20 protein-coding genes are annotated in these 26909 nt (G+C 73.5%); 16 read left to right on the top strand and 4 right to left on the bottom strand.

Translation table 11 applies throughout. The annotated features are described in order from the left end of the window. Window positions 1–60 precede the first annotated feature (60 nt). From MRBLMG1_RS08845 to moeZ, 3 genes are all read left to right on the top strand, one after another. On the top strand, window positions 61–1032 hold the full coding sequence (locus tag MRBLMG1_RS08845; RefSeq protein WP_367822443.1) for an NAD-dependent epimerase/dehydratase family protein: 972 nt from the start codon (window positions 61–63) through the stop codon (window positions 1030–1032). Further along, window positions 1020–1763, top strand: coding sequence for a spherulation-specific family 4 protein (locus MRBLMG1_RS08840; RefSeq protein WP_367822441.1), 744 nt, complete (start codon window positions 1020–1022; stop codon window positions 1761–1763). Before MRBLMG1_RS08845 ends, MRBLMG1_RS08840 begins: the two co-directional genes overlap by 13 nt. A gap of 63 nt (window positions 1764–1826) precedes the next feature. After that, window positions 1827–3005 (top strand): adenylyltransferase/sulfurtransferase MoeZ, encoded by a 1179-nt coding sequence (moeZ, locus tag MRBLMG1_RS08835; protein WP_367822439.1) that lies wholly within the window; start codon window positions 1827–1829, stop codon window positions 3003–3005. A 68-nt stretch (window positions 3006–3073) separates the two neighbouring features. On the opposite strand, the gene MRBLMG1_RS08830 is transcribed toward moeZ, so the two are convergent. The 3 genes from MRBLMG1_RS08830 to MRBLMG1_RS08820 form a co-directional block, all read right to left on the bottom strand. After that, the gene (locus MRBLMG1_RS08830) at window positions 3074–4615 is read right to left on the bottom strand and encodes an alpha/beta hydrolase (RefSeq protein ID WP_367822437.1); all 1542 of its coding nucleotides are present in this window, start codon (window positions 4613–4615) and stop codon (window positions 3074–3076) included. A gap of 65 nt (window positions 4616–4680) precedes the next feature. Continuing rightward, a complete protein-coding gene (locus MRBLMG1_RS08825; protein WP_367822435.1) occupies window positions 4681–6252 on the bottom strand; it encodes an alpha/beta hydrolase in 1572 nt (523 codons plus the stop codon). 74 nt (window positions 6253–6326) lie between these two features. Next, window positions 6327–8987 carry a flippase-like domain-containing protein gene (locus MRBLMG1_RS08820; RefSeq protein ID WP_367822628.1) on the bottom strand — a complete coding sequence of 887 codons (2661 nt, stop codon included), beginning with the start codon at window positions 8985–8987 and terminating at the stop codon, window positions 6327–6329. Window positions 8988–9143: 156 nt separating this feature from the next. Between MRBLMG1_RS08820 and MRBLMG1_RS08815 the strand changes: the two genes are divergently transcribed. From MRBLMG1_RS08815 to MRBLMG1_RS08780, 8 genes are all read left to right on the top strand, one after another. Beyond that, window positions 9144–9560, top strand: coding sequence for an MGMT family protein (locus MRBLMG1_RS08815; protein ID WP_367822433.1), 417 nt, complete (start codon window positions 9144–9146; stop codon window positions 9558–9560). A 284-nt stretch (window positions 9561–9844) separates the two neighbouring features. Next, on the top strand, window positions 9845–13468 hold the full coding sequence (locus MRBLMG1_RS08810) for an ATP-dependent helicase (RefSeq protein WP_367822431.1): 3624 nt from the start codon (window positions 9845–9847) through the stop codon (window positions 13466–13468). A gap of 152 nt (window positions 13469–13620) precedes the next feature. After that, entirely contained in the window at window positions 13621–14388 is a 768-nt protein-coding gene (locus MRBLMG1_RS08805) for a hypothetical protein (RefSeq protein ID WP_367822429.1), read from the top strand. A gap of 95 nt (window positions 14389–14483) precedes the next feature. Beyond that, a complete protein-coding gene (locus MRBLMG1_RS08800) occupies window positions 14484–15290 on the top strand; it encodes a hypothetical protein (RefSeq protein ID WP_367822428.1) in 807 nt (268 codons plus the stop codon). Between the two features lie 72 nt (window positions 15291–15362). After that, window positions 15363–18881 carry a UvrD-helicase domain-containing protein gene (locus MRBLMG1_RS08795; RefSeq protein WP_367822426.1) on the top strand — a complete coding sequence of 1173 codons (3519 nt, stop codon included), beginning with the start codon at window positions 15363–15365 and terminating at the stop codon, window positions 18879–18881. Window positions 18882–18891: 10 nt separating this feature from the next. Further along, window positions 18892–20301 carry a dipeptidase gene (locus MRBLMG1_RS08790; protein ID WP_367822424.1) on the top strand — a complete coding sequence of 470 codons (1410 nt, stop codon included), beginning with the start codon at window positions 18892–18894 and terminating at the stop codon, window positions 20299–20301. Window positions 20302–20336: 35 nt separating this feature from the next. Then, complete coding sequence (gene nudC, locus MRBLMG1_RS08785; RefSeq protein WP_367822422.1) at window positions 20337–21284, top strand: NAD(+) diphosphatase; 948 nt, start codon at window positions 20337–20339, stop codon at window positions 21282–21284. A 23-nt stretch (window positions 21285–21307) separates the two neighbouring features. Further along, the gene (locus tag MRBLMG1_RS08780; protein ID WP_367822420.1) at window positions 21308–22078 is read left to right on the top strand and encodes a class I SAM-dependent methyltransferase; all 771 of its coding nucleotides are present in this window, start codon (window positions 21308–21310) and stop codon (window positions 22076–22078) included. A gap of 83 nt (window positions 22079–22161) precedes the next feature. On the opposite strand, the gene MRBLMG1_RS08775 is transcribed toward MRBLMG1_RS08780, so the two are convergent. After that, complete coding sequence (locus MRBLMG1_RS08775; protein ID WP_367822419.1) at window positions 22162–22404, bottom strand: mycoredoxin; 243 nt, start codon at window positions 22402–22404, stop codon at window positions 22162–22164. A 164-nt stretch (window positions 22405–22568) separates the two neighbouring features. Here MRBLMG1_RS08775 and MRBLMG1_RS08770 point away from each other — a divergent pair, with 164 nt between their 5' ends. The 5 genes from MRBLMG1_RS08770 (at window position 22569) to MRBLMG1_RS08750 (ending at window position 26433) form a co-directional block, all read left to right on the top strand. Further along, window positions 22569–24749: an ATP-dependent DNA helicase UvrD2 gene (locus MRBLMG1_RS08770; RefSeq protein WP_367822417.1), complete on the top strand. Its 2181-nt coding sequence runs from the start codon at window positions 22569–22571 to the stop codon at window positions 24747–24749. Window positions 24750–24919: 170 nt separating this feature from the next. Continuing rightward, the gene (locus MRBLMG1_RS08765; RefSeq protein ID WP_367822415.1) at window positions 24920–25285 is read left to right on the top strand and encodes a hypothetical protein; all 366 of its coding nucleotides are present in this window, start codon (window positions 24920–24922) and stop codon (window positions 25283–25285) included. A gap of 171 nt (window positions 25286–25456) precedes the next feature. Beyond that, a complete protein-coding gene (locus tag MRBLMG1_RS08760) occupies window positions 25457–25825 on the top strand; it encodes a WhiB family transcriptional regulator (protein WP_017239984.1) in 369 nt (122 codons plus the stop codon). Then, on the top strand, window positions 25822–26145 hold the full coding sequence (locus MRBLMG1_RS08755; RefSeq protein ID WP_367822413.1) for a hypothetical protein: 324 nt from the start codon (window positions 25822–25824) through the stop codon (window positions 26143–26145). The genes MRBLMG1_RS08760 and MRBLMG1_RS08755 overlap by 4 nt, the downstream gene beginning before the upstream one ends. 105 nt (window positions 26146–26250) lie before the next feature. Beyond that, window positions 26251–26433: a hypothetical protein gene (locus MRBLMG1_RS08750; RefSeq protein WP_367822411.1), complete on the top strand. Its 183-nt coding sequence runs from the start codon at window positions 26251–26253 to the stop codon at window positions 26431–26433. Window positions 26434–26909 lie beyond the last annotated feature (476 nt).

The raw sequence follows: 26909 nt of genomic DNA, 5'->3' as shown, positions 1-26909 counted from the left end.
ACCGAAGACCATGACCCCTCAATCCCAAGGACCGGCCGGTCGGCACGTAGGGGCCGCACGATGAGGGTGCTACTGCTCGGAGCCAACGGCTTCATCGGGCGCTTCGTCGCCGACCGGCTGCTCGCCGACCCGGCCGTCCACCTCACCGCCCTCGGCCGGGGCGACGACGCCGACGTCCGCTTCGACCTCGCCTCCGGCAGCCCGGGCGCGCTGACCCGCTTCCTGGACGCCGTCCACCCGGGGGTCGTCGTCAACTGCGCGGGCGCCACCCGCGGCGGCGCCCGCGAGCTGACCCGGCACAACACGGTCGCCGTCGCCACCGTCTGCGAGGCCCTGCGCCGCAGCGGCTGCGGCGCCCGCCTCGTCCAGGTCGGCTGCGCCTCGGAGTACGGGCCGAGCCAGCCCGGTTCCTCCACCGCCGAGGACGCCGTGCCCCGCCCCGGCGGCCCGTACGGGGTGTCGAAGCTGGCCGCCACCGAACTCGTCCTCGGCTCCGGCCTCGACGCCGTCGTCCTGCGGGTGTTCTCGCCCGTCGGCCCCGGCACGCCCGCCGGCTCCCCGCTCGGCAGGCTCGCCGAGGCGATGCGCCGGGCGATGCAGGCGGGGGACGGCGAGCTCAAGCTCAGCGGCCTCGGCGTGCAGCGCGACTTCGTCGACGTGCGGGACGTGGCGCGGGCCGTGCACGCGGCCTCGCTCTCCGCCGCCCAGGGCGTCGTCAACATCGGCACCGGCCGCGCGGTCCGACTCCGGGACGCCGCAGCCGTCCTCGCCAGGGTCGCCGGCTACTCCGGCAACCTGCACGAGCTGGACGCCCCGCACGGCCTTGCGCAGCGCCCGATGATCGGCGCCCCCCGCACCGAGGGGACCATCGCCGACCAGCTGGCCTCCGCCCCCTACCCGTACCCCGACGGCTGCGGCACCTGGCAGCAGGCCGACGTCCGCACCGCCCGCGACCGGCTCGGCTGGCGGCCCCGGATCAATCTGGAGGAGTCGCTCGCCGACATCTGGATGGAGGCGGCGTGTCGCATCTGACGACCACCGCCACGGGGGCCGTCCAGGCGCTCGGCGTGGGCGTCCCCGGCTACGCCCACCCGCTGCTCGCCCCGGTCGAGTGGGCCGAGCTCACCCGCCCGGGGACCCCGGTGCACTGGGCGGTGCTCAACGTGGCGGAGGGCCCGGGGAGCCGGCCCGACCCGCACTGCCTGGAGGCGGCCGGCAAGCTCCGCAACGCGGGGGTCAGGGTCCTCGGGCACCTGGACGCGGCGCACGGCCGCCGGCCCTTCGGGGAGATGGTCTCGGACGCCCACCGCTTCCTCGACTGGTACAAGGTGGACGGCTTCTACCTGGACCGCGCCCCCGCGGACCGGGCGGACCTGGCCGGGACGAGGCGGGTCACGGCGACCCTGGAGGCGGTCCTCGGCGGCGAGGCCCATCTCGTCCTCGGCCACGGCACCCATCCGCATCCGGGGTACGCCGAGGTCGCCGACCAGCTGGTGACGTTCTCCGGCTCCTGGGTGGACTACCGCTGGTCGCAGGTGGCGGAGTGGACCGCCGACTACGCGGAGGCGAAGTTCGTCCATCTCGTGCACGGGGTCCCGCGCACCCACCTGGACGAGGCCCTCCGGGTCGCGCGCTGGCAGGGGGCGGGGACGATCTTCTTCACGGACCGCCCCGGGGGTCCGGGACAAACCGCGCCATTCCACTCGCTGCCCGGCTACTGGGACGAAATCGTCTCGCGGATCGGACCGGGTGTCTCGGAATGAGGAGGGGCGTGGCAGTGTTACGGGGAGAACAACCGTACTGACATACCGACAACCGGAGTCCCCGTGTCGCTGCCACCCCTGGTCGAGCCGGCTGCCGAGCTCACCGTAGACGAGGTCCGCAGGTACTCCCGCCACCTGATCATCCCGGACGTCGGGATGGACGGGCAGAAGCGGCTGAAGAACGCCAAGGTGCTGTGTGTCGGCGCCGGTGGCCTCGGCTCGCCGGCGCTGATGTACCTGGCCGCCGCCGGCGTGGGCACGCTCGGCATCGTGGAGTTCGACGAGGTCGACGAGTCGAACCTCCAGCGCCAGATCATCCACAGCCAGGCCGACATCGGCCGCTCCAAGGCCGCGTCGGCGCGCGACAGCGTGCTCGGCATCAACCCGTACGTGAACGTGATCCTCCACGAAGAGCGGCTCGAAGCCGAGAACGTGATGGACATCTTCAGCCAGTACGACCTGATCGTCGACGGCACGGACAACTTCGCCACCCGCTACCTGGTCAACGACGCCTGCGTGCTGCTGAACAAGCCGTACGTCTGGGGCTCGATCTACCGCTTCGACGGCCAGGCCTCGGTCTTCTGGTCCGAGTACGGCCCCTGCTACCGCTGCCTCTACCCGGAGCCCCCGCCGCCGGGCATGGTCCCGTCCTGCGCCGAGGGCGGCGTCCTGGGCGTGCTGTGCGCGTCCATCGGCTCCATCCAGGTCACCGAGGCCATCAAGGTCCTGGCCGGCGTGGGCGACCCGCTGGTCGGCCGCCTGATGATCTACGACGCCCTGGAGATGCAGTACCGCCAGGTCAAGGTCCGCAAGGACCCGAACTGCGCGGTCTGCGGCGAGAACCCGACCGTCACCGAGCTCATCGACTACGAGGCCTTCTGCGGCGTCGTGTCCGAGGAGGCCCAGGAGGCGGCGCTCGGCTCGACGATCACTCCCAAGCAGCTCAAGGAGTGGATCGACGAGGGCGAGAGCATCGACATCATCGACGTCCGCGAGCCGAACGAGTACGAGATCGTCTCGATCCCGGGCGCGCGTCTGATCCCGAAGAACGAGTTCCTGATGGGCACCGCCCTCCAGGACCTCCCGCAGGACAAGCGGATCGTCCTGCACTGCAAGACGGGTGTCCGCAGTGCGGAGGTCCTCGCGGTGCTCAAGTCCGCGGGCTTCGCGGACGCGGTGCACGTCGGCGGCGGCGTCATCGGCTGGGTCCACCAGATCGAGCCCGAGAAGCCGGTCTACTAGTCACCGGCCGGACGACGGCCCAGGGAAGGGCCCGGATCTCATGACGAGGTCCGGGCCCTTCCGGCCGTTCAGCAGGTCGTGCCGTACGCCGGGACCTTCCCGTCCAGGAAGTACGCGTCGACCTTCCGCGTCACGCACGCCGAACCGCCGTAGGCCCCGTGCCCCTCGCCCTTGTTGGTGACCAGGATCCCGACGCCGGCGCCGAGCTCCTTCGCCATCTTCTCCGCGCCCTCGTACGGCGTCGCCGGGTCGCCCGTCGTGCCGACGACCAGGATCGGGGCCGCACCCGGGGCACTCGCCTCCGGCGTCCGACGCTCGCCCTCCACCGGCCACCGCGCGCACCAGCCCGCCGTGTCCCAGGCGAGGAACGCGCCGAAGACGGGGGAGAGCCGGCGGAACTCCGGCAGCAGAGCCTTCGCCTGCGCGGCGGTAGGCCGCTCGCTGGAGTCCGCGCAGGAGATCGCCCGCTGGGAGTGCGACTGGGTGGAGTAATGGCCCTTCGCGTCCCGGTCGTTGTAGAAGTCGGCCAGGTCCAGCAGGGCGCTGCCGTCGCCGCGCTCGGCGTCGGCGAGCGCCCCGGTCAGCAGCGGCCAGTTGGCCTTCCCGTACAGCGTCACCGCGATGCCGGTGAGGGCCAGGCCCTCGGTGAGCCGGCGCCCGCCGACGGGCAGCGGCTGCCGGTCCAGCTTCCGCAGCAGGCGGGCGATCCGCTCGGTCCCGGCCTTCGGGTCCTCGCCGGTGCTCTTCAGGTAGTTGTCCAGGGCCCGCTGGAAGCCGATCGTCTGGTTGCGGGCGTGCCCGGCGGCGTCGGCGGTCGGGTCGACGACGGCGTCGAGGACGATCCGGCCCACCCGCGCGGGGAAGAGGTGCGCGTACGTGCCGCCGAGCTGGGTGCCGTACGAGATGCCGAAGTAGTGGAGCTTCTCGTCGCCGAGGACCTGCCGCAGCAGGTCCATGTCGCGGGCGGTGGCGGTGGTCGTGGTGTGCGGCAGGAGCTTCGCGGAGCGGCGGGCGCAGCCGGCGGCGAAGGCGGCGCCGTCCGCCAGGTAGGCGGCCTCCTCGGCCGCCGTGTCCGGGACGAGGTCGACGGAGGCCTCGGCCGCGGCCTGTTCGGCGTCGTCCCGGCAGACCACCCCCGCGCTGCGGCCCACGCCCCGCGGGTCGAAGCCGACCAGGTCGTAGCGCTCGTTCAGGTCCCCGTACTCCTCGGCCGCCTGCGGCAGGATGTCGACCCCGGACGCGCCGGGCCCGCCGAAGTCGAACAGGAGCGAGCCGATGCGGTCGCCCTTGTTCCGGGCCTCCTTGCGGATCAGCGCGACCGGGATGGTCTCCCCGTCGGGCTTCGCGTGGTCGAGCGGCACCTTCACCGTGGCGCAGCGCCACTCCGCACCGGGCCGCGGCCCGTTCTCCGGGGCATCGCAGGACGCCCAGTCGGGGCGCTGGCCGGTGAGGGAGGCGGGGAGCGCGGGGGCGGTCGCGGGGTTCGTCGACCCGGCGCCGGAGGTGGCCGGCGGGGCCTTCGTCGTCCCGGTCGCGCCCTCCGTGCTCGTGCATCCGGCGACGAGCACCCCCGTCACGGCCAGCACGGTCATGCGTACGCGTATGGACATGCGTTCCCCCAGGATCCCGGCAAGGCGGCCATCCTAGGGCGGCCGGGCGTCCCCTTTCGGACGGCCTACTTGCAGACGGTCCCGGAGGCGGGCACCTTGCCGTCCAGGAGGTATCCGTCCACCGCCTTCTTCACGCACTTGTCGCCGCCGTTGTAGGCGCCGTGGCCCTCGCCCTCGTACGTCAGCTCCACGCCGACGCCCTTGCCGAGCGCGTTCACCATCGACCGGGCGCCCTCGTACGGCGTGGCCGGGTCGCCGGTGTTGCCCACCACCAGGATCGGCGCCGAGCCCGGCGCGGACACGTCCGGGTGCTCCCACAGACCGGGCACCGGCCACTGCGAGCAGCTCGCGAGCGCCCAGCCCATGAAGTCGCCGAAGACGGGGGAGGCCTCGCGGAACTGGGGGAGCCGCTCCTTGGCCTGCCCCAGGGTGTAGCGCTCCTTGAAGTCGACGCAGTTGATGGCGGCGTTGGCGGCCTGGATGTTGCTGTACGAGCCGTTCTGGCCGCGCCCGTTCATCGCGTCGGACAGCGACAGGAGCAGCGCGCCGTCCCCGCCGTCGGCCGCGTCGAGCCCCTGCTCCAGGTACTGCCAGTACTCCTTCGAGTACAGCGACTGCGCGATGCCGTTGGTGGCCTGCGTCTGGGTGAGCTTCCGGTCGCCGATGCCCGGGATCGGCTCCTTGTCCAGCGACGCCAGGAGGTCCAGGACGAACCCCTCGATCTCGGCGACCGTCGAACCGGGCAGGGTGCAGGCGTCGCCGCGGTCGACGCAGTCCTGGGCGAAGTTGTCCAGGGCGAGCTGGAAGCCCTTCGCCTGGCCGAGGGCACCGTCCTCGACGCCCGCGTCCGGGTCGACCACGGCGTCGAAGACGGCCCGGCCGACGTTCGACGGGAACAGGTGCGCGTACACGCCGCCGAGTTCGGTGCCGTACGAGATGCCGAAGTAGTGGAGCTTCTCGTCGCCGAGGACCTGGCGCATCAGGTCCATGTCGCGGGCGGCGTTCTCGGTGCCGACGTGCGGCAGCGCCGCGCCCGCGTCCCTCTCGCAGCCGGTCGCGTACTTCTTCTGCGCGTTCGACAGGGTCCGCTCCTCGGCCTCGTCGTCGGGCGTGAAGTCCAGGGCGTAGTAGGCGTCCAGCTCCTTGTCCGTGGCGCACTCGACCGGATCACTGCGGCCCACCCCGCGCGGATCGAAGGACACCAGGTCGTAGCGGCCGCGCAGGGTCTCGTACGTGGACGCGAAGCTCGGCAGCGCGGTGACCCCGGAGCCGCCGGGCCCGCCGAAGTTGAAGACGAGCGAGCCGATCCGACGGGTGCTGTCCCTGGCCCTGGCCCGGATGAGGGCGAGCTCGATGGTCTCGCCGTCCGGCACCGACCAGTCGAGGGGCGCCTGGAGGAAGGAGCACTCCCAGGTCGCGCCGCCGGGCAGCGGGGACGGCGCGGGCCCGCCGCCCTCGGCCGCCGACGGCGCCGGGCACGGCGCCCACGACAGCTTCTGCGAGGTCAGTGCCGAGACCCCGGAGCCGCTCGGCTTCGTCGCGTCCGCCGTGTCGTCGCCCCCGTCCGAGCACCCGGCGGCGAGCAGCACGGTGGTGGCGGTGAGCAGGGCGGCGCGCTGGGCGGCGGAGATCGGCATACGCCCATCGTGGGCCGCCGCCCGCCCACCCGCGCGGGACGGGGGTCCAACCGGGTGCCCCCGGGAGCGTCCTCCTACAGCGCCTCGCGCTTCGTCAGCCAGTTGAAGCAGAGCCAGCCCGGCAGGACCGGGATCCACAGGGTGAGCAGGCGGTACAGGAGCACCGCCGGGGTCGCCACCTCCAGCGGCAGGCCCACCGCGACCAGACCGAAGGTGAGCGCGCCCTCGACCGCGCCGACACCGCCCGGCGTCGGCGCCGCCGAGCCGAGCGCGTTGCCCGCGAGGAAGACGACGGCCACGCTCGCGTAGCTGACCGACTGGTCGCCGTGGCTGAACGCCCGGATCGACGCGTCCAGACAGAGCACGAACAGACCGGTGAGGAGCAGCATCCCGCCGATGCCGGTCGCCAGCTTCATCGGCCGCTGGAGCACGTCCAGCATGCGCGGCACCACGCCGGCGAACAGCGAGCGCAGCCGCGTCGACACGAACTTGCGCATGAACGGGATCGCCGTCACGACCAGCACCAGCACCGCGACCGTCAGCAGACCGGCGATGACCGTCCTCGACGGGGTGAACGACTGCGACTTCTCCGTCCCCGTCAGATAGCCGAAGGAGAGCAGGAGCAGGATGTGCGCCCCCAGCCCGAACAGCTGCGAGGCGCCGACGCTCGCCACCGCGAGCCCCGGCCGTACGCCCCCGCGTTGGAGGAAGCGGGTGTTCAGGGCGACACCGCCGACCGCCGCCGGGGCGACGATCTTCACGAACGAGCCGGCGACCTGCGCCACCACCGTCCGCCAGAACCCGACCCGCTCCGGCACGAAGCCCAGCAGGCTCATCGCCGCCGCCACGTAGCTCAGCGCCGAGAACAGCACCGCGGCCGCCACCCAGCGCCAGTCCGCCTGGCTGATCGTCGACAGCGGGGTCCGGGCGATCTGCGACAGCAGGAAGTACGCGGCGACCGCGCCCGCGATGAGACTGACCAGGGTCCGCGGCTTGATCCGCTCCAGGCGGACCGGCTCCACCGGGGCCTGCGGGCGGATCAGCAGCACCTGCTGCCGGATCTGGGCGAGCAGGTCCTCCTCGCGGGCCTCGTCGAGCGCCGTGTCGAGGGCCCGCTTCTCGGCCTTCTTGTCCGCTCTCTTCTCGGCCTTCGCCCCGGCCTTGATCCCGGCCTTCTTCTCCGCCGGTACGTCCTTCAGGTCCACCGAGGCCGCGGCCTTCGCGAGCTCCCGCTCGTGCTTCGCCGCCTCGGAGGCCGCGAGCACGGCCTCCCGCTCCCGCGCCGACCGCTCGCGCGCCAGCTTCCGCAGCGTCGCGCGCGTGGAGCGGCTCAGCGCGATCGGCTGGAGCAGCGGCAGGCAGTCGGCGACGGTGTCGGGGCCGAGGACCCCGACGGCCGCGGCGACCGCCCGCTCCGCCCCGACCCGCAGACCGAGGGTGGTGAGCAGCTGGGCGATGTCCATCCGCAGGATCAGGTCGCCGGCCGCGATCTCGCCGCCCCGCAGGTCGGTGAGGATCACCTTGCCGGAACGATCCACCAGGATCGCGTCCCCGGTCAGCCTGCGGTGCGCGATCCGCCGCGACTGGAGCGCCCGGACCTGCCGGAACGCGCTGGTGACCAGCTCGTCGGTGATCTCGTCGTCGTCGAGCGAGTCCAGACTCCGGCCGCCGATGTGCTCGTACACGAGCATCACCGCGTCCGGGCCGAGCTCCGAGGTGGCGATCAGCTTCGGCGCGTTCGCCCCGGCGGCGATGGCCGCGTACGCGAGCAGCGCCTCCTGCTCCAGCGCCTGGCGCAGCGAGACGATCGACCGGCGGGTGGTGATCGTCCGCAGGGTGATCCGCCGCCACGCGCGGTAGAAGAAGCCGTGCGCCTGCTGCTCCCGGTCGACCACGGTGACGTCCAGCGGTGGCCCGTCCTCCAGGGTGACGATGTACCGGCGGCCGCGGTCCCCGCTGTCCGCCGAGTCGGGCACGCCCTCGGCGCGCAGCGCCGTCACCGGCCGGAAGCCGACCCGGCGCAGGCCGGCGAGGAGGGTCTGCCCGGTGGGCCGGACGTTGGGGGAGCCGACCGCGTAGAGCGTGCCGTACGCCACCGTCCAGCCGATCAGGACGGTCAGGATGATCGAGAGGGCGGTGGTGTAGCCGGCCACCAGCATCGTGAACGCGTCGAGCAGCAGCACCACCCAGAGCGACACCCGCCAGCGGGGCCTGCGGGCCATGCCGACGGCCGTCATGTACGCGATGACCGGGGCGAGGTAGTTGTGCACCGGGTCGGTGAGCCCGCCGCCGGACTGCGGCTGGGTCAGCGCGTCCTGGATGGTGCCGGGCGCGGCTTGGGCGACCCACAGGTCGGTGGCGAGGGTGACGCCGTGCGCGAGGACGGCGGCGAGGACGCCGTCCGCGATGCGCAGCCCGTCCCGTTTGATCAGCCGCTCGATGGCGAAGGCGACCGGGACGAGCAGGACGGCGATCGACGAGACGAGACCGGCGATCTTGACGAAGACGTCGGGGGCGCCGACGGCACCCTTGTTGATGTCCTCTTCCAGGCCCGAGGTCGTGGCGTGGGCGAACGCCGCGATGGCGATGACGAGCCCGATGGCGAGCAGGCCGACGAGCAGCCGCATCAGATCGGAGGGCCGGTGGACCCGGGCGGCGAGCAGCGGCTCGTCCCCGGAGACCCGCTCGGGCACGTCGGCCTCGCCCTCCTCAGGAGGCTGCGTGTCGTGCCCCATCATCCTGTCCGTCTCTTCGTACGCGTCGCGTCGATCACGTTCTTGTTCTCGTACTTGTCGCTCTTGATCTCGTATCACCAGTCACCGCCCGGACGATGGTGGCACGAAGAGCCGTCGCGCGGAGGCATCAGGGCCATGTCGGTGGGGTGAGGCAGGATGGGGCGGATGAGCATGGAGGAACCCGTGGGGGAGACCGGAGAACTGCCCGAGTACGCGGAGCGGGTGCTCGACGTCGCCGACGGGATTCCGCCGGGCCGGGTCATGACGTACGGCGACGTGGCCGAGTGGCTGGGCGAGGGCGGGCCGCGGCAAGTGGGCCGGGTGATGGCCCTCTACGGCGGCTCGGCGCCGTGGTGGCGGGTGGTCCGGGCGGACGGCACCCTCCTCCCCGGCCATGAGCTGCGGGCCCTCGGCCACTACCGCGACGAGGGCACCCCGCTGCGCGCGGCCGGCCCCGCGTCCGAGGGACACGTACCCCGCATCGACATGCGGCGGGCACGCTGGGACGGCACCGCGGACCCGGCACCCGGCGACGGCGCGGGTACCGGCGGGGGTGCCGGAACTCACACCTGAGGGCGCGGGCAGGGAAGGCGCCGGTGAGGCGGCCCCGCCGGGGTGGACGAGGTCCGGAGTACGGCTCGTCGGCGGCCCGCTTCGCGTAACGTCGACGTGCGCGACCCGCGGACCGGCCGCACGGCCGGCTCCCGGGACACCTCGGGCGGCGGCCTCCCGGCCGGTTCCCGGGACGACTCCCGCGTCGGCTTCCCGGCCGGCGCCCGAGGCGCTCCCCGAGGCGGCGGCCACGGCACACGGCCGCCTCACCCGCACCACCACACCCACCAGGACCGGCGATCCACGTGAGCACCTCCTCCACCACCCGGCGAACGCCGCCGCACCAGGGACAGCCGTACCCGGGTTCGGGACGGCAGCGGACCCCGGGCGCGTACCGACTGGTGCGCACCACGCCGGCCCCGCAGGATCCCCCTCAGCTGGACGCAACCCAGCGGCAGGTGGTTGACCACCGCGGCGGACCTCTCCTCGTCCTCGCCGGACCCGGCACCGGCAAGACGACGACGCTGGTCGAGGCCGTCGCCGCCCGCATGGAAGCCGGCGCCGACCCCGAACGCCTCCTCGTCCTCACCTTCAGCCGCAAGGCCGCCGTCGAACTCCGCGACCGCATGGCCGCCCGGCTCGGCGGCCGCCGCCCGCCGCAGGCGACGACCTTCCACTCGTACTGCTACGCCCTGATCCGCGCCCACCAGGACGCCGAGCTCTTCGCCGAACCGCTCCGGCTGCTCTCCGGACCGGAACAGGACCTCGCCGTCCGCGAGCTGCTCGCCGGCCACATCGACCTGGAGAAGTCCGGGCTCGGGAGCATCCGCTGGCCCGACGAACTCCGCGCCTGCCTCACCACCCGGGGCTTCGCCGACGAGGTACGGGCCGTCCTCGCCCGCTCCCGCGAACTCGGCCTCGGCCCGGACGCCCTCGCCCGCTTCGCGGACCGGGTCGGCCGCCCCGACTGGAAGGCCGCCGCCGGATTCCTCGCCGAGTACCTCGACGTCCTCGACCTCCAGGGCGTCCTCGACTACACCGAGCTCGTCCACCGGGCCGTCCTGCTCGCCGGCGACGTCACCCTGCCCCCGTACGACGCGATCTACGTCGACGAGTACCAGGACACCGACCCGGCCCAGGTCCGGCTCCTGCACGCGCTCGCCGGCGGCGGCCGGGGCGACGTCGTCGCCTTCGGCGACCCGGACCAGTCCATCTACGCCTTCCGCGGCGCCGACGTGAACGGCATCCTCGACTTCCCCGCCGCCTTCGGCGACGCCCCGGTCCGCGTCCTCGGCACCTCCCGCCGCTCCGGCGCCGAGCTCCTCGAAGCGACCCGGCAGCTCGCCCGGCGCATGCCCATGCACCGGCTCCCCGCCGACAAGGTCCGCGCCCACCGCGACCTCACCCCCGTCCGGGACGGCGGCCGCGCCGAGGCGTACACCTACCCCACCGCCTCCGCGGAGGCCGAGAACATCGCCGACCTCCTCCGCCGCGCCCACCTCGAGGACGGCGTCCCCTGGCAGGACATGGCCGTCCTCACCCGCGCCGCCGCCCCCCTCCCCGCCCTCCGCCGCGCCCTCACCTCCGCCGGCGTCCCCGTCGAGACCGACGCCGCCGACACCCCCCTCCGCCACGAACCCGCCGTCGCCCCCCTCCTCCTCGCCCTCCGCGCGGTGTCGTCCGACCCGGTGGCCCCGGCCGAGCCCGCGCACGGGTCCGACCCTGTGGCGGGCCCTCGTCCGCCAGGGGCGGAACAGGTGGGCACCACCACCCACAGCACCGCACCGCCGGCGCATCCCTCGGACCCCTCGGACCCCTCGGACCCCTCGGATCCCTCGGACCCCTCGGGCCCCGTGGACCCCTCGGACCCCGCGGACCCCGCGCACCCCCAGGACGCCGCGGACCCCGCGGACCCCCAGGACGCCGCGGACCCCGCGCACCCCTCGGACCCCGCACCCATCGAGCCCGCCGACCCCACCGAGCCCACGGCACCCCGCGCCGACGCGCGCCCGGATTCCGCCGACGCGCAGCCGGACGGCGCCCGCACCGCCCCGACCTGGCTGCCCGTGGACACCGCGCTCGAACTCCTCGCCTCCCCCCTCGCCGGCATCGACCCCGCCGACCTCCGCCGCCTCGGCCGCGCCCTCCGCGACGAACAGCGCGCCGCCGGCAACAGGATCCCGCCCCCCTCCGACGTCCTCCTCGCCCAAGCCCTCGCCGAGCCCGAGCGACTCGCCGCCCACGACCCCGCGTACGCCCGCGGCGCCAAGCGGCTCGGCGACCTCCTCCGGGAGACCCGCGCGCTGCTCGGCGACGGCGGCACCGCGGAGGAGGCCCTGTGGGTGCTGTGGAACGGCACGCCCTGGCCCGGCCGCCTGGAGCGCGCCGCCCTCCGCGGCGGCCCCGCGGGACGCAACGCCGACCGTGACCTCGACGCCGTCTGCGCCCTCTTCGAGACGGCCGCCCGCGCCGAGGAGCGCGTCGGCGGCCGGGGCGTCCTCAACTTCCTTGAGGAGCTCGACGCCCAGGACATCGCCGCCGACACGCTGACGCGCCGGCACACCCGCCCGGACGCGGTCCGCCTCATGACCGCCCACCGCTCCAAGGGCCTCGAATGGGGCTTCGTCGTCGTCGCCGGCATGCAGGAGCGCCTCTGGCCCGACCTGCGCAGGCGCGGTTCGCTCCTGGAGGCGGACCGCATCGGCCGCGACGGCCTCGCCGAACCCCTCACACCGGGCGCGCTCCTCGCCGAGGAGCGACGCCTCTTCTACGTGGCCGCCACGCGCGCGCGTGACCGGCTGGTCGTGACGGCGGTGAAGGCCGCGGCCGAGGACGGCGACCAGCCGTCCCGCTTCCTCACCGAACTCGGTGCCGAGCCCAAGGACGTCCCCGGCCGCCCCCGCCGCCCCCTCGCCGTCTCCGCCCTGGTCGCCGAACTGCGCGCCACCACGGTCGACCCGGACGCCTCGCCCGCCCTGCGGGACGCGGCGGCCCACCGGCTCGCCGCCCTCGCCGCGCTCACCGACGAGGACGGCCAGCCGCTGGTACCGGCCGCGCACCCGGACCGCTGGTGGGGCCTGTTCGAGCCGACGCGCGGCCCGGAGCCGCTGCGCGAGCGCGACCGGCCCGTGGCGCTCTCGCCGAGCGCGCTGGAGAACCTGGTCGGGACCTGTTCCCTCCAGTGGTTCCTGGGCCGTGAGGTCAAGGCCGCGGCGCCCGCCACCGCCGCCCAGGGCTTCGGCAACGTCGTCCACGTCCTCGCCGACGAGGTCGCCTCCGGCCGTACGCCCGCCGACCTCGACGTCCTCATGGCCCGCCTCGACTCCGTCTGGGACGCCCTCGCCTTCGACGCGCCGTGGAAGTCGGCGCAGGAGAAGGGCCACGCGCGCGTGGCCCTCGAACGCTTCCTGCGCTGGCACGTCATGGACCGCGGCGGCCGCACCCCCGCCGCCTCCGAGCACGGCTTCGACGTGACCCTGGAGGCGGGCGCGTACGAGGTCCGCATCCGCGGCTCCATGGACCGGGTCGAGACCGACGAGCACGGGCGCGCGTACGTCGTCGACTTCAAGACCGGCAAGTCGGCCCCCACGCGCGACGAGGTCGCCCACCACCCGCAGCTCGCCGTCTACCAGCTCGCGGTCCGCGAGGGCGCCCTCGACGAGGTCTTCGACGGCCGCCGCCCCGAGCCGGGCGGCGCCGAACTCGTCCAGCTGCGGCAGAGCGCCCCGCAGAAGGAGGGCGGCGACGCCCTGCCGAAGGTGCAGGCGCAGGAGCCCCTGGCCGGCGAGTGGGTCGGCGAGCTGCTCGCCACCGCGGCCGGCCGGGTCCTCGACGAGCGGTTCACCCCGAGCACCGGCCAGCACTGCACGACCTGCGCCTTCCGGGCCTCGTGCAGCGCCCAGCCGGAGGGCCGCCAGGTCGTCGACTGACATCCTCCCGACGCTTTGTGCGGAGCGTCACGTTCCTCGCCGTGCATCCATTGTTCGGCCTCACCCGTCAATGTCTTCGCGACGTCCACGTAAAGACGTCGTCAAGACAAGCTGTGAAAACGCCGTCCAGGACGGCTGTGAGGAGTGCGCGCATGAGGGCCGACAGGAAGCTCTGGACGGTGGCGACGGTCTGCGTGGCCGTGGTCGCGGGTGTCACGGGCTGTTCCAAGGGCGAGGAGAAGGCCGCCGACCCCTTCGCCGGACTCACCGCCGACGCCATCGCCGACAAGGCCGTCGAGACGACGAAGAAGGCCACCGCCTTCCGCATGAGCGGCAGCGGCAAGACCGACGGCGAGGAGATGGCCGTCGAGTTCTCCGTCGACGACAAGGGCAACTGCCAGGGCACCATGAAGGCCGCCAAGGGCGGCAGCGCCGAGATCGTCGGCACCGGCGGCACCAGCTACATGAAGGGCGACGACGCCTTCTGGAAGTCCTCCGGTGGTGAGGAGGGCGCCTCCGCGGAGGAGTCCGACTCCATGTCCGCGATGCTCAAGGGCCGCTGGCTGAAGATGCCGGACGAGGGCGGCGCGGGCGAGGGCGGCGCCGGCGCGTTCTGCGACCTGAAGCAGATCGTCAAGGACATGGACGAGGAGACGCCGCGCAAGGGCATGACCCGCGAGGCCGACGCCGACGTCGACGGCAAGCCCGCCGCCGTGCTCAGCAAGAAGGAGAAGGCGGAGACCACGACCTTCTACGTCGCCAAGGACGCCGCCAAGCCGTACGTCCTGCGCGTCGTGACGACCGGTGGCGACGACCCCGGCACCGTCGACCTGAGCGACTTCGACAAGCCGGTCACCGTCACGGCCCCGCCGGCCGACCAGACCGTCGACATGGCGGAGCTCATGAAGGGCGCCTCCTGACGCACGGGACCCTGCCCGCGACGCACGAGTAGCGGGCACGCGCGCGCGGGGCGACGCTGGTGAGACGGCCCGGGGGAATCAGCGAGGAGGCTCGCATGACGTCCCACTCCCACCGAAAGCTCCGCGCCGCGGCCGTCGTCTGCGCGGTCGCCGTCGTCGCGGGTCCCGCGCCGGCGGCGGCCTGGGCGACGGCCGACGGCCCGCCGCGGGCGGCCGCCGTCGCGCCCTCCCCCGATCCCTTCGTCGGCCTCACCGCCGACGAGATCGCCGACCGGGCCGTCACCGCGACCCAGTCCGCGACCTCGCTCCGCATGACCGGCCGGGTCTCCACCGAGGGACAGCCCGTCGACATCGACTTCGCCGTCGACGACCACGACGAGTGCACCGGCGTGATGAAGATCAAGGGCGGCGCCGCCGAACTCCGCAAGATCGACGACATCACGTACATGAAGGGCGACGAGGCGTTCTGGCGGGCGTCCATGAGCTCCCAGGGCATGCCCGAGGCGCAGATCGACGCCACGATCGAGCTGCTCAAGGGCCGCTGGCTGAAGATCGCCCCGGGACAGGCGGGCAGCGACGACCTCGGCAGCGTCTGCGACCTGAAGTCGCTCCTCGCCGACCTCGGCAAGGACAAGGACGAGCGCAGCGGAATGACCCGCGGACCGGACGGCGAGGTCGACGGCAGGCCCGTCGCCACCCTGGTGAAGAAATCCGGCGCCGAGACCACCACCGTGTCCGTCGCCCGGGAAGGCAAGCCGTACATCCTGAAGATGGTCAAGACCGGCGGCGACGAACCCGGCGCGATACTCCTCTCCGACTACGACAAGCCGGTCGTCGTGAAGGTCCCGCCCGCCGACGAGACGGTGGACCTGACGAAGCTCGACCAGGGCACACCCGCGTGACCCGTCCGTGAGAACCGCAGGTGGGAGCGGTCCGGGTCCGGAATGTCAGTCGGCCCCGTTAGCCTCTTTGGGGTGACCGCACGCATCACCGACCCCGAGCAGCTCAAGGAGCTCCTCGGCATCCCTTTCACACCGGAGCAGACGGCCTGCATCACCGCGCCGCTCGCCCCGCAGGTCGTCGTGGCCGGAGCCGGCTCCGGCAAGACGACCGTGATGGCCGCCCGGGTGGTCTGGCTGGTCGGCACGGGCCAGGTCGCCCCCGAGCAGGTCCTCGGCCTCACCTTCACCAACAAGGCCGCCGGCGAACTCGCCGAGCGCGTCCGCACCGCCCTCGTCCGCGCCGGAGTCACCGACCCCGACGTCATCGACCCCGACGACCCGCCGGGCGAGCCCCGCATCTCCACGTACCACGCCTTCGCCGGCCAGCTCCTCACCGACCACGGCCTCCGCATCGGCCTCGAACCCACCTCCCGGCTCCTCGCCGACGCCACCCGCTACCAGCTCGCCGCCCGCGTGCTCCGCGAGGCACCCGGCCCGTACCCGGCGCTCACCCGGTCCTTCCCGACCCTCATCACCGACCTCCTGGCCCTCGACGCCGAACTGGCCGAGCACCTCGTGCCGCCCGAGCGGCTCCACGCGTACGACTCCGAGCTGCTCACCGCCCTCGCCGGCGCCCGGCTCAGCAACGCCGAGCTCCGCAAGGTCCCCGAGGCCGCCGCCGCCCGCCGCGAGCTCCTCGACCTCGTCGTCCGCTACCGGGCCGCCAAACGCTCCCGCGACCTCCTCGACTTCGGCGACCAGATCGCCCGCTCCGCCGAGCTCGCCACCACCAGGCCCGAGGTCGGCGAGATCCTGCGCGGGGAGTTCCGGGTCGTCCTCCTCGACGAGTACCAGGACACCTCCGTCGCACAGCGGCTCCTCCTCTCCGGACTCTTCGGCCAGGGCCCCGCGGGCCGGCCCACCGGACACGCCGTCACCGCCGTCGGCGACCCCTGCCAGGCCATCTACGGCTGGCGCGGCGCGTCCGTCGCCAACCTCGACGACTTCCCCGAGCACTTCCCGCACGCCGACGGCCGCCCCGCCGACCGCTACTCGCTCTCCGAGAACCGGCGCAGCGGCGGCCGCCTCCTCGACCTCGCCAACGGGCTCGCCGCCCCCCTGCGCGCCATGCACGCGGGCGTGGAGGCGCTGCGCCCCGCACCGGGAGCCGAGCGGGACGGCAGCGTCCGCATCGCCCTGCTCCCCACCCACGCCGAGGAGATCGACTGGCTGGCCGACTCCCTCGCCCACCTCGTGCGCACCGGCCGCGAGCCCGGCGAGATCGCCGTCCTGTGCCGTACGGCCGGCGACTTCCCGGCCATCCACGCGGCCCTCGTCGCCCGTGATGTACCCGTCGAGGTCGTCGGCCTCTCCGGCCTCCTCCACCTGCCCGAGATCGCCGACCTCGTCGCCGTCTGCGAGGTCCTCCAGGACCCCGGGGCCAACGCCGCCCTGGTCCGCCTCCTCACCGGCCCACGCTGGCGCATCGGCCCCCGCGACCTCGCCCTCCTCGGCCGCCGCGCCCGCCTCCTGGTCCACCGGGGCGGCGACGACCCGGACCACGAGCAGCGGCTCGCCGCCGCCGTCGAGGGCGTGGACCCGGCCGAGGTCGTCTCCCTCGCCGACGCCCTCGACACCTTCCTCGGCTCCGGCGGCACCGACGACGACGGCCTGGCGTTCTCCGCCGAGGCCCGGGTCCGCTTCGCGCGCCTCGCCACCGAGCTCCGCGCCCTGCGCACCTCGCTCGCCGACCCCCTCATGGACGTCCTGCACCGCGTCCTCACCGCCACCGGCCTGGAGGTCGAGCTCTCCGCCTCCCCGCACGCGCTGGCCGCCCGCCGCCGCGAGACCCTCGGCCGGTTCCTCGACCTCGCCGCCGGCTTCGCGTCCCTCGACGGCGAGGCCAGCCTGCTCGCCTTCCTCGGCTTCCTGCGCACGGCCGTCCAGTTCGAGAAGGGTCTCGACAGCGCCCTCCCCGGCGGCGAGAACACCGTCAAGGTCCTCACCGCCCACAAGTCCAAGGGCCTGGAATGGGACGTCGTCGCCGTCCCCGGCCTGGTCACCGGCCAGTTCCCCAGCGCCCGGGCCCGCGAGTCCTGGACCTCCCAGCCCCAGGTCCTCCCGCACGCCCTCCGCGGCGACGCGCCCACGCTGCCCCGGATCGACGCCTGGGACGCCAAGTCCCTCACCTCCTTCAAGAACGAGATGCGGGACCACCAGCACACCGAGGAACTCCGCCTCGGCTACGTCACCTTCACCCGCCCCCGCTCGCTCCTCCTCGGCTCCGCCCACTGGTGGGGCCCCTCCCAGAAGAAGCCCCGCGGCCCCTCCGACTTCCTCCGCGCGCTGTACGACCACTGCGCCCTCGGCCACGGCGACATCGAGTCCTGGTCCGACGAACCCGAACCGGACGCGGCGAACCCCGCGCTGGCGGAGTCGACCCGGGAGCAGGCCTGGCCCCTCCCGCTGGACGGCGAGGCCCTGACCCGCCGCAGGAAGGCGGCGGAGCAGGTCCTGGCCCGGTTGCGGACCATCGCCCCGCAGGGCGACGGCGGTACCTCCGGACGGAGTCCGGGGGAGGGCCGGTCCAACCCCCCGCGCACGGGGCCCGCCCCCCGGGGCCCGCACTCCGAGGACGCCCGTGCCGAGGACCTCTGGCCCGACGAGGAACCGGTCCGGCCCGAAGAGGAACCCGCCTGGGAGGACGAGGAACCGGTCTGGGAGGACGAGGAACCGGTCTGGGAGGACGAGGAGACCCTCCCGGAGGACACCCACGCGGACGCCGTCCCCGCCCCCCGCGAGGAGGCGCGACCGGTGACGCCCGACGACTCGGCACCGGTCACCCCCGAAGACGCCCGGACCATCGCCTCCTGGGACCGCGACCTCACCTCCCTCACCACCGAGCTCCGCCGCGCCCGCGCCACCACCCGCGAAGTCGTCCTGCCCGCGTACCTCTCCGCCTCCCAGGTCCTCCGGCTCGCCGAGGACCCGGACGGGTTCGCCCAGGAGCTGGCGCGCCCGATGCCGAAGGCGCCGCAGCCCGCGGCCCGCCGGGGCACCCGCTTCCACGCCTGGGTGGAGTCGCGCTTCGAGGAGCTGCCGCTGCCGTTCCTGGGCCCGGAGGACCTCCCGGGCGGCGAGGACTTCGCGGGCGAGCCCGAGATCCTGGACGAGCGGGACCTGGACGAACTCAAGGAGGCCTTCGCCCGTACCCCGTACGGCCACCGCACCCCGTACCGCGTCGAGGTCCCCGTGCACCTCTCGCTCGGCGGCCGGGTCGTCCGGGGCAGGATCGACGCCGTCTACCGGGACCCGGACACCGGCGCGTACGAGATCGTCGACTGGAAGACCAGCCGGCACCGCACCGCCGACCCGCTCCAGCTCGCGATCTACCGGCTCGCGTGGGCCGAGCAGCACGGCCTCGCGCCCGAGGAGGTGGCCGCCGCCTTCGTGTACGTCCGGACGGGCGAGGTGGCCCGTCCCACCCGCCTCCCGGGCCGTGCCGAGCTGGAGGCCATCCTGCTGGGCGGGGCACCCCCGGACGCCGGATAGGCTCGGAGGCATGAGCGAGACCCCGGACAGCGCCGTCCACGCCGTACGCACGTACATCGACCAGCACCGTGCCGCCTTCCTCGGCGACCTCGCCGAGTGGCTGCGCATCCCCTCGGTGTCCGCGCAGCCCGACCGGGCCGGGGACGTGCGGCGCAGCGCCGAGTGGCTCGCCGCCAAGCTCACGGAGACCGGCTTCACCACCGTCGAGGTGTGGGAGACGGACGGCGCCCCGGCGGTCTTCGCCGAGTGGCCCTCCGACGACCCCGACGCCCCGACCGTCCTCGTCTACGGCCACCACGACGTCCAGCCCGCGGCCCGCGAGGACGGCTGGCACACGGACCCCTTCGAGCCGACCGTGGTCGACGGCCGGATGTACGCGCGCGGGGCGGCCGACGACAAGGGCCAGGTGTTCTTCCACACACTCGGCGTCCGCGCCCACCTCGCCGTCACCGGCCGCACGGCTCCCGCCGTCAACCTGAAGCTGATCGTCGAGGGCGAGGAGGAGTCGGGCTCCCCGCACTTCCGCGCCCTCGTCGAGGACCGCGCCGAGCGCCTCGCCGCCGACGCCGTGATCGTCTCCGACACCGGCATGTGGTCCGAGACGACCCCCACCGTGTGCACCGGCATGCGGGGCGTCGCCGACTGCGAGATCGAGCTGTACGGCCCCGACCAGGACATCCACTCCGGTTCCTTCGGCGGCGCCGTCCCGAACCCGGCCACCGTCGCGGGCCGGATCGTCGCCGCCCTCCACGACGAGCACGAGCACGTGGCCGTCCCCGGCTTCTACGACGGGGTCACCGAGCTCTCCGACGCCGAGCGGGCCCTCGTCGCCGAGCTGCCCTTCGACGAGGCGGCCTGGCTGCGCACGGCCAAGTCCCACGGCACCCTCGGCGAGGACGGCTTCACCACCCTGGAGCGGGTCTGGGCCCGCCCCACCGCCGAGGTCAACGGCATCGGCGGCGGCTACCAGGGCCCCGGCGGCAAGACGATCGTCCCCGCCTCCGCCCAGCTCAAGCTGTCCTTCCGGCTGGTCGCCGGCCAGGACCCGGCCAAGATCGAGCTCGCCGTACGGGACTGGCTCGCCGGACTCGTCCCGGCCGGCATCCGGTACGAGATCGTCTTCGGCGCCCCGACCCGCCCCTGCCTCACCCCCCTCGGCCACCCCGCCCTTAGGGCGTTGGCCGGGGCCATGAGCAAGGCCTTCGACGGCGCCAAGGTCCGCTACACCCGCGAGGGCGGCTCCGGACCGGCCGCCGACCTCCAGGACGTCCTGGAAGCACCCGTCCTGTTCCTCGGCATCTCCGTCCCGTCCGACGGCTGGCACGCCCCCAACGAGAAGATCGAGCTCGATCTCCTCATGAAGGGCGTCGAGACGACCGCTCATCTGTGGGGCGACCTGCCCGCCGCCCTCGAGCGCTGAACCCACACACCGATCCGGGGGAGTTGGAAGCACCTGTGAGCACCCTGAAGAACGCGTCCGCGGACCGCCCGATCTCGCTCACCGCCCCGAGCGGCATCGACCGAGCCGCCCACCACCGCCTCGACGAGGCATGGCTCGCGGCGGCCTGGAGCCACCCCACGACCCGGGTCTTCGTGGTCTCCGGGGGCCAGGTGCTGATCGACGACCGGCCCGACGGCACGACCGAGCTGGTCATGACGCCGGCGTTCGAGGCCCCCGTCACCGAGACCCACCGCTACTTCCTGGGCACGGACGCCGACGGCGTCTCCTACTTCGCGCTCCAGAAGGACTCCCTGCCCGGCCGCATGGACCAGTCCGCCCGCCCCGCCGGGCTGCGCGAGGCCGGTCTGCTGCTGTCGGACCGGGACGCTGGCCTGATGGTGCACGCCGTCGCCCTGGAGAACTGGCAGCGCCTCCACCGCTTCTGTTCGCGCTGCGGCGAGCGCACCGTCATCGCCGCGGCCGGCCACATCCGCCGCTGCCAGGCCTGCGGCGCCGAGCACTACCCGCGCACCGACCCCGCGGTGATCATGCTCGTCACCGACGACCAGGACCGGGCGCTGCTCGGCCGCCAGGTCCACTGGCCCGAGGGCCGCTTCTCCACCCTCGCCGGCTTCGTCGAGCCCGGCGAGTCCATCGAGCAGTCGGTCGTCCGCGAGGTCTTCGAGGAGGCCGGCGTCACGGTCGGCGAGGTCGAGTACATCGCCAGCCAGCCCTGGCCGTTCCCGTCCAGCCTGATGCTGGGCTTCTTCGCCCGGGCCACCTCCTCGGAGATCACCGTGGACGGCGAGGAGATACACGAGGCGCGCTGGTTCTCCCGCGACGACCTGGCCGCCGCCTTCGAGTCGGGCGAGGTCGTTCCCCCGTACGGCATCTCGATCGCGTCCCGGCTGATCGAGCGCTGGTACGGCAAGCCGCTGCCCAAGCCCGGTGACGTGGTCTGACACCCTCTGGCACGATGCCCGTCATGACACGCGACGGGGTGTACGACGCCGAAGGGCCGGTGGGCGCGTACCAGCGGGGCAACCAGATGCCCGAGGAGTCGCTCCGTGACTGGACCCGGCTCATCGGGTCCTTCACGGACCGCCCGGCCCCCGCGATCGTGGAGGTCGGCGCCGGCACCGGCATGTTCTGCGCCGCCGCGGCCCGCTGGCTCGCGCCGTCGACGGTCGTCGGCGTCGATCCCTCCGAGGCGATGCTCGCCGAGGCCGCGCGCCTCCACACCCACCCCGTGGTGCACTATCTGCGCGGCGACGCCGAGGCGCTGCCCGTCCGCTCCGGCACCTTCGACCTCGCACTTCTGTCCCGGGTCGTCCACCACCTGCCCGACCGGCCCCGCGCGGCCCGCGAACTGGCGCGGGTGCTGCGGCCCGGGGGAGTGGTGGTCGTCCGCACGACCTTCCGGGAGCGTCTGGACGCCCTGGTCTACGACTACTGGCCGCGGCTCCGCGAGCTCGACCGGGAGCGCTTCCCCTCGGCGGACGACCTCATCGGGGACTTCGCCGGCGCCGGCTTCACGGTGCTGAAGGTCACGTCCTTCGCCCGCCCCGTCGCCGAGGACCTGCGCACCTACCACGCGCGGCTGACCACCCGACCCCCGTCGAAATTCGGCCGCCTCAGCCCGGCCGAGTTCGAGGACGGACTCGACCACCTGGCGGCCGACGCCCGCCGCGAACGCGCCACCGGCCCGGTCCCCGTCGACAAGCGCTACGACCTGATGGTCCTGACCGCTCCCTGACCGCTCGCCGCGCCGCCCTACGACGAACCCCCGGCCGGGCGGTGCGCCGGTCGGGGGTTCGGGTGCGCTGGGGACGGCCGGGCTCAGACGCCGATCTTCTGCTTGACCTGCGCGAGCGAGGGGTTCGTCAGCGTCGAGCCGTCCGGGAAGAGAACGGTCGGGACGGTCTGGTTGCCGCCGTTGGCCTTCTCGACGAACGTGGCCGAATCAGGGTCCTGCTCGATGTTGATCTCGGTGTACGCGATGCCCTCGCGGTCCATCTGGCTCTTCAGCCGACGGCAGTAGCCGCACCACGTGGTGCTGTACATCGTCACAGTGCCCTGCATGGTGAGGCGCTCCTCTTGTTCGCTGACAGGTGCCGAGAAGAAGAACGTACGCCCCCGCCGCCCCATTCCCGGAATTCGTGTGACCGGATTATTCGTATGACCGCAGCCGCCGGCCTGTGGACAGTCCTCCGCACCGACCCCGCCGAACCTGGCAGCATGGCGGAGTGACAGCAGCAACGCACTCCACTCTCTTCCCGCAGGTCCCGGAGACGGCCGACGCGGTGCTCGACGGGCTCGACCCCGAGCAGCGCGAGGTCGCCCTGGCCCTGAACGGTCCGGTGTGCGTCCTCGCGGGCGCCGGCACGGGCAAGACGCGGGCCATCACGCACCGGATCGCGTACGGGGTGCGCGCGGGCATACTCCAGCCCGCCAGCGTGCTGGCCGTCACGTTCACCAACCGGGCCGCCGGCGAGATGCGCGGGCGCCTCCGGGAGCTCGGCGCCGGTGGCGTCCAGGCCCGCACCTTCCACTCCGCGGCCCTCCGCCAGCTCCAGTTCTTCTGGCCGAAAGCAGTCGGTGGCGACCTGCCCCGGCTCCTGGAGCGGAAGGTCCAGCTCGTCGCCGAGGCCGCCGCCCGCTGCCGCGTCCGCCTCGACCGGAACGAGCTCAGGGACGTCACCGGCGAGATCGAGTGGGCCAAGGTCACCCAGACCGTCCCCGCCGACTACCCGGCCGTCGTCGCCAAGTCCGTCAGGGACGCCCCCCGCGACCCGGCCGAGATCGGCCAGATCTATGCCATGTACGAGCAGCTGAAGCGCGACCGCTCGGTGATCGACTTCGAGGACGTGCTGCTGCTCACCGTCGGCATCCTCCAGGACCGGCACGACATCGCCGACCAGATCCGCCGCCAGTACCAGCACTTCGTGGTCGACGAGTACCAGGACGTCTCCCCGCTCCAGCAGCGCCTGCTCGACCTCTGGCTCGGCGACCGCGACAACCTCTGCGTCGTCGGCGACGCCAGCCAGACCATCTACTCCTTCACCGGCGCCACCCCCGACCACCTGCTGAACTTCCGCACCCGCCACCCCGGCGCCACGGTGGTCAAACTCGTCCGCGACTACCGCTCCACCCCCCAGGTCGTCCACCTCGCCAACGGCCTGCTCAGCCAGGCCCGCGGCCGGGCCGCCGAGCACCGACTCGAACTGATCTCCCAGCGCGACCCCGGCCCCGAGCCGGCCTACACCGAGTACGCCGACGAGCCGGCCGAGGCCGAGGGCACCGCCCGCCGCATCCGCGACCTCATCGCCGCCGGCGTCCCGGCCGGCGAGATCGCCGTCCTCTACCGGATCAACGCCCAGTCCGAGGTGTACGAGCAGGCCCTCGCCGACGCCGGAGTGCCCTACCAGCTCCGCGGCGCCGAGCGCTTCTTCGAGCGCCAGGAGGTGCGGGAGGCCGGCGTCGCCCTGCGCGGCGCAGCCCGCGCCGGGCGCAACGACTCCCTCCTCGACGACGCCGAGGACCTCCCCGCGCAGGTCAGGGCCGTCCTCTCCACCAAGGGCTGGACCGACAGGCCGCCCGCGGGCTCCGGCGCCGTCCGCGACCGATGGGAGTCGCTGGCCGCCCTCGTCCGGCTCGCCGAGGACTTCGCCCGCGCCAAGCCCGGCGCCACCCTCTCCGACCTCGTCGCCGAACTCGACGAGCGGGCCGCCGCCCAGCACGCCCCCACCGTCCAGGGCGTCACCCTCGCTTCGCTCCACGCGGCGAAGGGCCTCGAATGGGACGCCGTCTTCCTGGTCGGCCTCACCGAGGGCATGATGCCGATCACGTACGCCAAGACCGACGAGCAGGTCGAGGAGGAGCGCCGCCTGCTGTACGTCGGCGTCACCCGCGCCCGGCTCCACCTCACGCTCTCCTGGGCGCTCTCCCGCTCCCCGGGCGGCCGGGCCTCCCGCCGCGCCAGCCGCTTCCTCAAGGGCCTGCGCCCGGGCTCCGGGCGCCTCGGCTCCGCCTCCACCGCGGGCGGCGGCGGCATCGAGCGGGCCGCCGGCGCCGGGCGGCGCAAGGCACGCGGCCCCGTGCTCTGCCGGGTCTGCGGCGCGACCCTCACCGAAGCGGGCGCCATGAAACTCATGCGCTGCGAGGACTGCCCCTCGGACATGGACGAGGGCCTGTACGAGCGGCTGCGCGACTGGCGCGCCGAGCAGGCACGGGAGCTGGCCCAGCCCGCCTACTGCGTCTTCACCGACAAGACGCTCATGGCCATCGCCGAGCGGGTCCCCACCACCGACGGGGAGCTCTCCTCGATCTCCGGCGTCGGCGTCCGCAAGCTGGACCGCTTCGGAGCCGACGTCCTGGCCATCTGCGCAGGTGAGGGGGGAAGGGCGGACGACGACGAAGTCCGATGAAAACTCGTCGAGAAAATAGTTTGCGCCTGCCCCGTCAAGCGCCATAGGTTCTTAACCACGGAAACAGCGGCTTCTTCGAAGCCCTGTCTTCGTGCTGTACTTGTCCACATATACATACGAGGGTCCGGCTCACCCCGAGCCCTCCGAGACGCCGAGAGGAGGCGATTCCAGTGATCAGCAACAACATTCAGACCAGCACCGCCAGCATCGTCAGCGCCGCCGGCGTCTTCGGCACGGCCAAAATGACCGATCGCTCGGTCGTCTCCGCCTGCACCCTCGGCCTCTCCGCCTCGGTTCTCATCGGCACCGGTCTGCCCGTCGCCGGCCTGCCCGTCACCGGTCTCTCCGGTCTCGGCATGGTCGCCGTGGAGCGGCGCAATGAGCGACCGACCAAGGCACTGGAAGCAGGAGCAGCAGGCAAGGCCACGGCGTATGGCTTTGCGGCGACCGGTGCCGGCACCCAGCAGCAGACGACGATGCACCACCACACGATGTGGGCCTTCCGTGGGCTCGAACCCTGGAGTGATCCAGTCTGATCCAGGATCAGACCGGCGCCTTCAGGGCCGCGGAACCCCACCCGGGATCCGCGGCCCTTCTGTTTGTCCCCGAACGGGGATGACGGAGCGAAGGGGCCTCGGGCAGAAACACCCGGTACCAGCCGAAACCCCGGCCAACAGGCCGGAACGACCAGACGAGGAAAGACCACCGTGCAACTCGAAGCGCACGCCCCGTCCGTACCGCATTCCGACTCGATCCCCCTGCCCGGCCTCACGGAGGACCCCGCTTTGACCCCGCTCACCGCGCTCACCGCGCTCGACGACGCCATCGAGAACCTCGGCGTCCCGGTCCCCTGTCGCGCCTACGACCCCGAGGTCTTCTTCGCGGAGTCCCCGGCCGACGTCGAGTACGCGAAGTCCCTCTGCCAGACCTGTCCGCTCGTCGCCGCCTGCCTGGCCGGTGCCAAGGAGCGTCGCGAGCCCTGGGGTGTCTGGGGTGGCGAGCTCTTCGTCCAGGGCGTGGTCGTCGCCCGCAAGCGGCCCCGTGGCCGTCCGCGCAAGAACCCGGTCGCGGCATGAGCGCCACCGGAACCATCGACCGCCCCCTCACGCACGATCCCCAGAAGCAGGCCCCGATGACCTCGTCCGCAAGTGAGCCGTTCGGCTCCGCGACCCCAGTCTTCTCCCCCGCCGCCGCGTACACCGCGCGTCAGAACAGGACCCGTGAAATGCAACTCATCCCAGAAGCCATGGCCCGTGCCCATATGCACGAGCGACAGCGTGAGGCCGAAGCGGAACGCCAGGCCGTGCGCCTGGTCGCCGCCCGGCGCATGCAGCGCCGCGCCGAGCGCGTCTCGCTGCGCGCCCGCCGCGCGCTCGCCATGGCCGTCATGAACTGAGCATCTTCCTGATGCCCACGCCTTCGCGGGGGCCGGTCCGAACGGACCGGCCCCCGCGGTGCGTTGCCCGCGCCGCCGCCGCCGTGCCGGGCTATCGTCGCCAGGGTGAACGAAGCACGCGACCCCGAGGAGCCCGTCTCCTGCGCCCGCTGCGGCCGGACCGCCGACCCCGTCCCCATGACCTGGACCTGCTCCGTCGAGAACGGCCGCCGGCAGTACTTCTGCGACGAATGCGCCCGGGCCAACATCCGCGCCATCGAAGGCCGCCTCGACCCCACCTGGTGGTAACCCCCCACCCCCCTGAGCCCACCCCCGCCGTGGCCACAACACACGACACCCCGGCCCCCTCATTGCGGCCACACGCACGCCGCCCACCCCGGCCCCCTCGTTGCGGGCGCAATGGACGGCGCCTGCCCCGGCCCTCTCGTTGTGGGCACACGCACGGCGCCCGCCCCGGCCCCCTCGTTGCGGGCACACGCACGCCGCCCGCCCCGGCCGCCTCGTTGCGGGCCGACGGACGGCGCCCGGCCCCGGCGCCCTCGTTGCGGGCGCAACGGACAGCACCCACCCGTCACTCTCGTTGTGGGCAATCGTTCCGCTGGGGCGGAACGGGTGGGCACAACGGAACGGCGCCCCCTGCCGGGCCTAGGCTTCCGCGCCCGAACCCGCACCGGTTGCGCGCCCAGGTAGAGGTGCGGGCAGGTACAAGGGGCGGAGGCGCCGCCGAGGGCGCCGTCCCGTGTGCCCACCCGTCCCGCCCCAGC

Origin of the sequence: Streptomyces sp. LMG1-1-1.1, assembly GCF_040815545.1 — a bacterium.
Taxonomy (GTDB): domain Bacteria; phylum Actinomycetota; class Actinomycetes; order Streptomycetales; family Streptomycetaceae; genus Streptomyces.
This window is presented reverse-complemented; position numbering and strand designations above follow the sequence as displayed.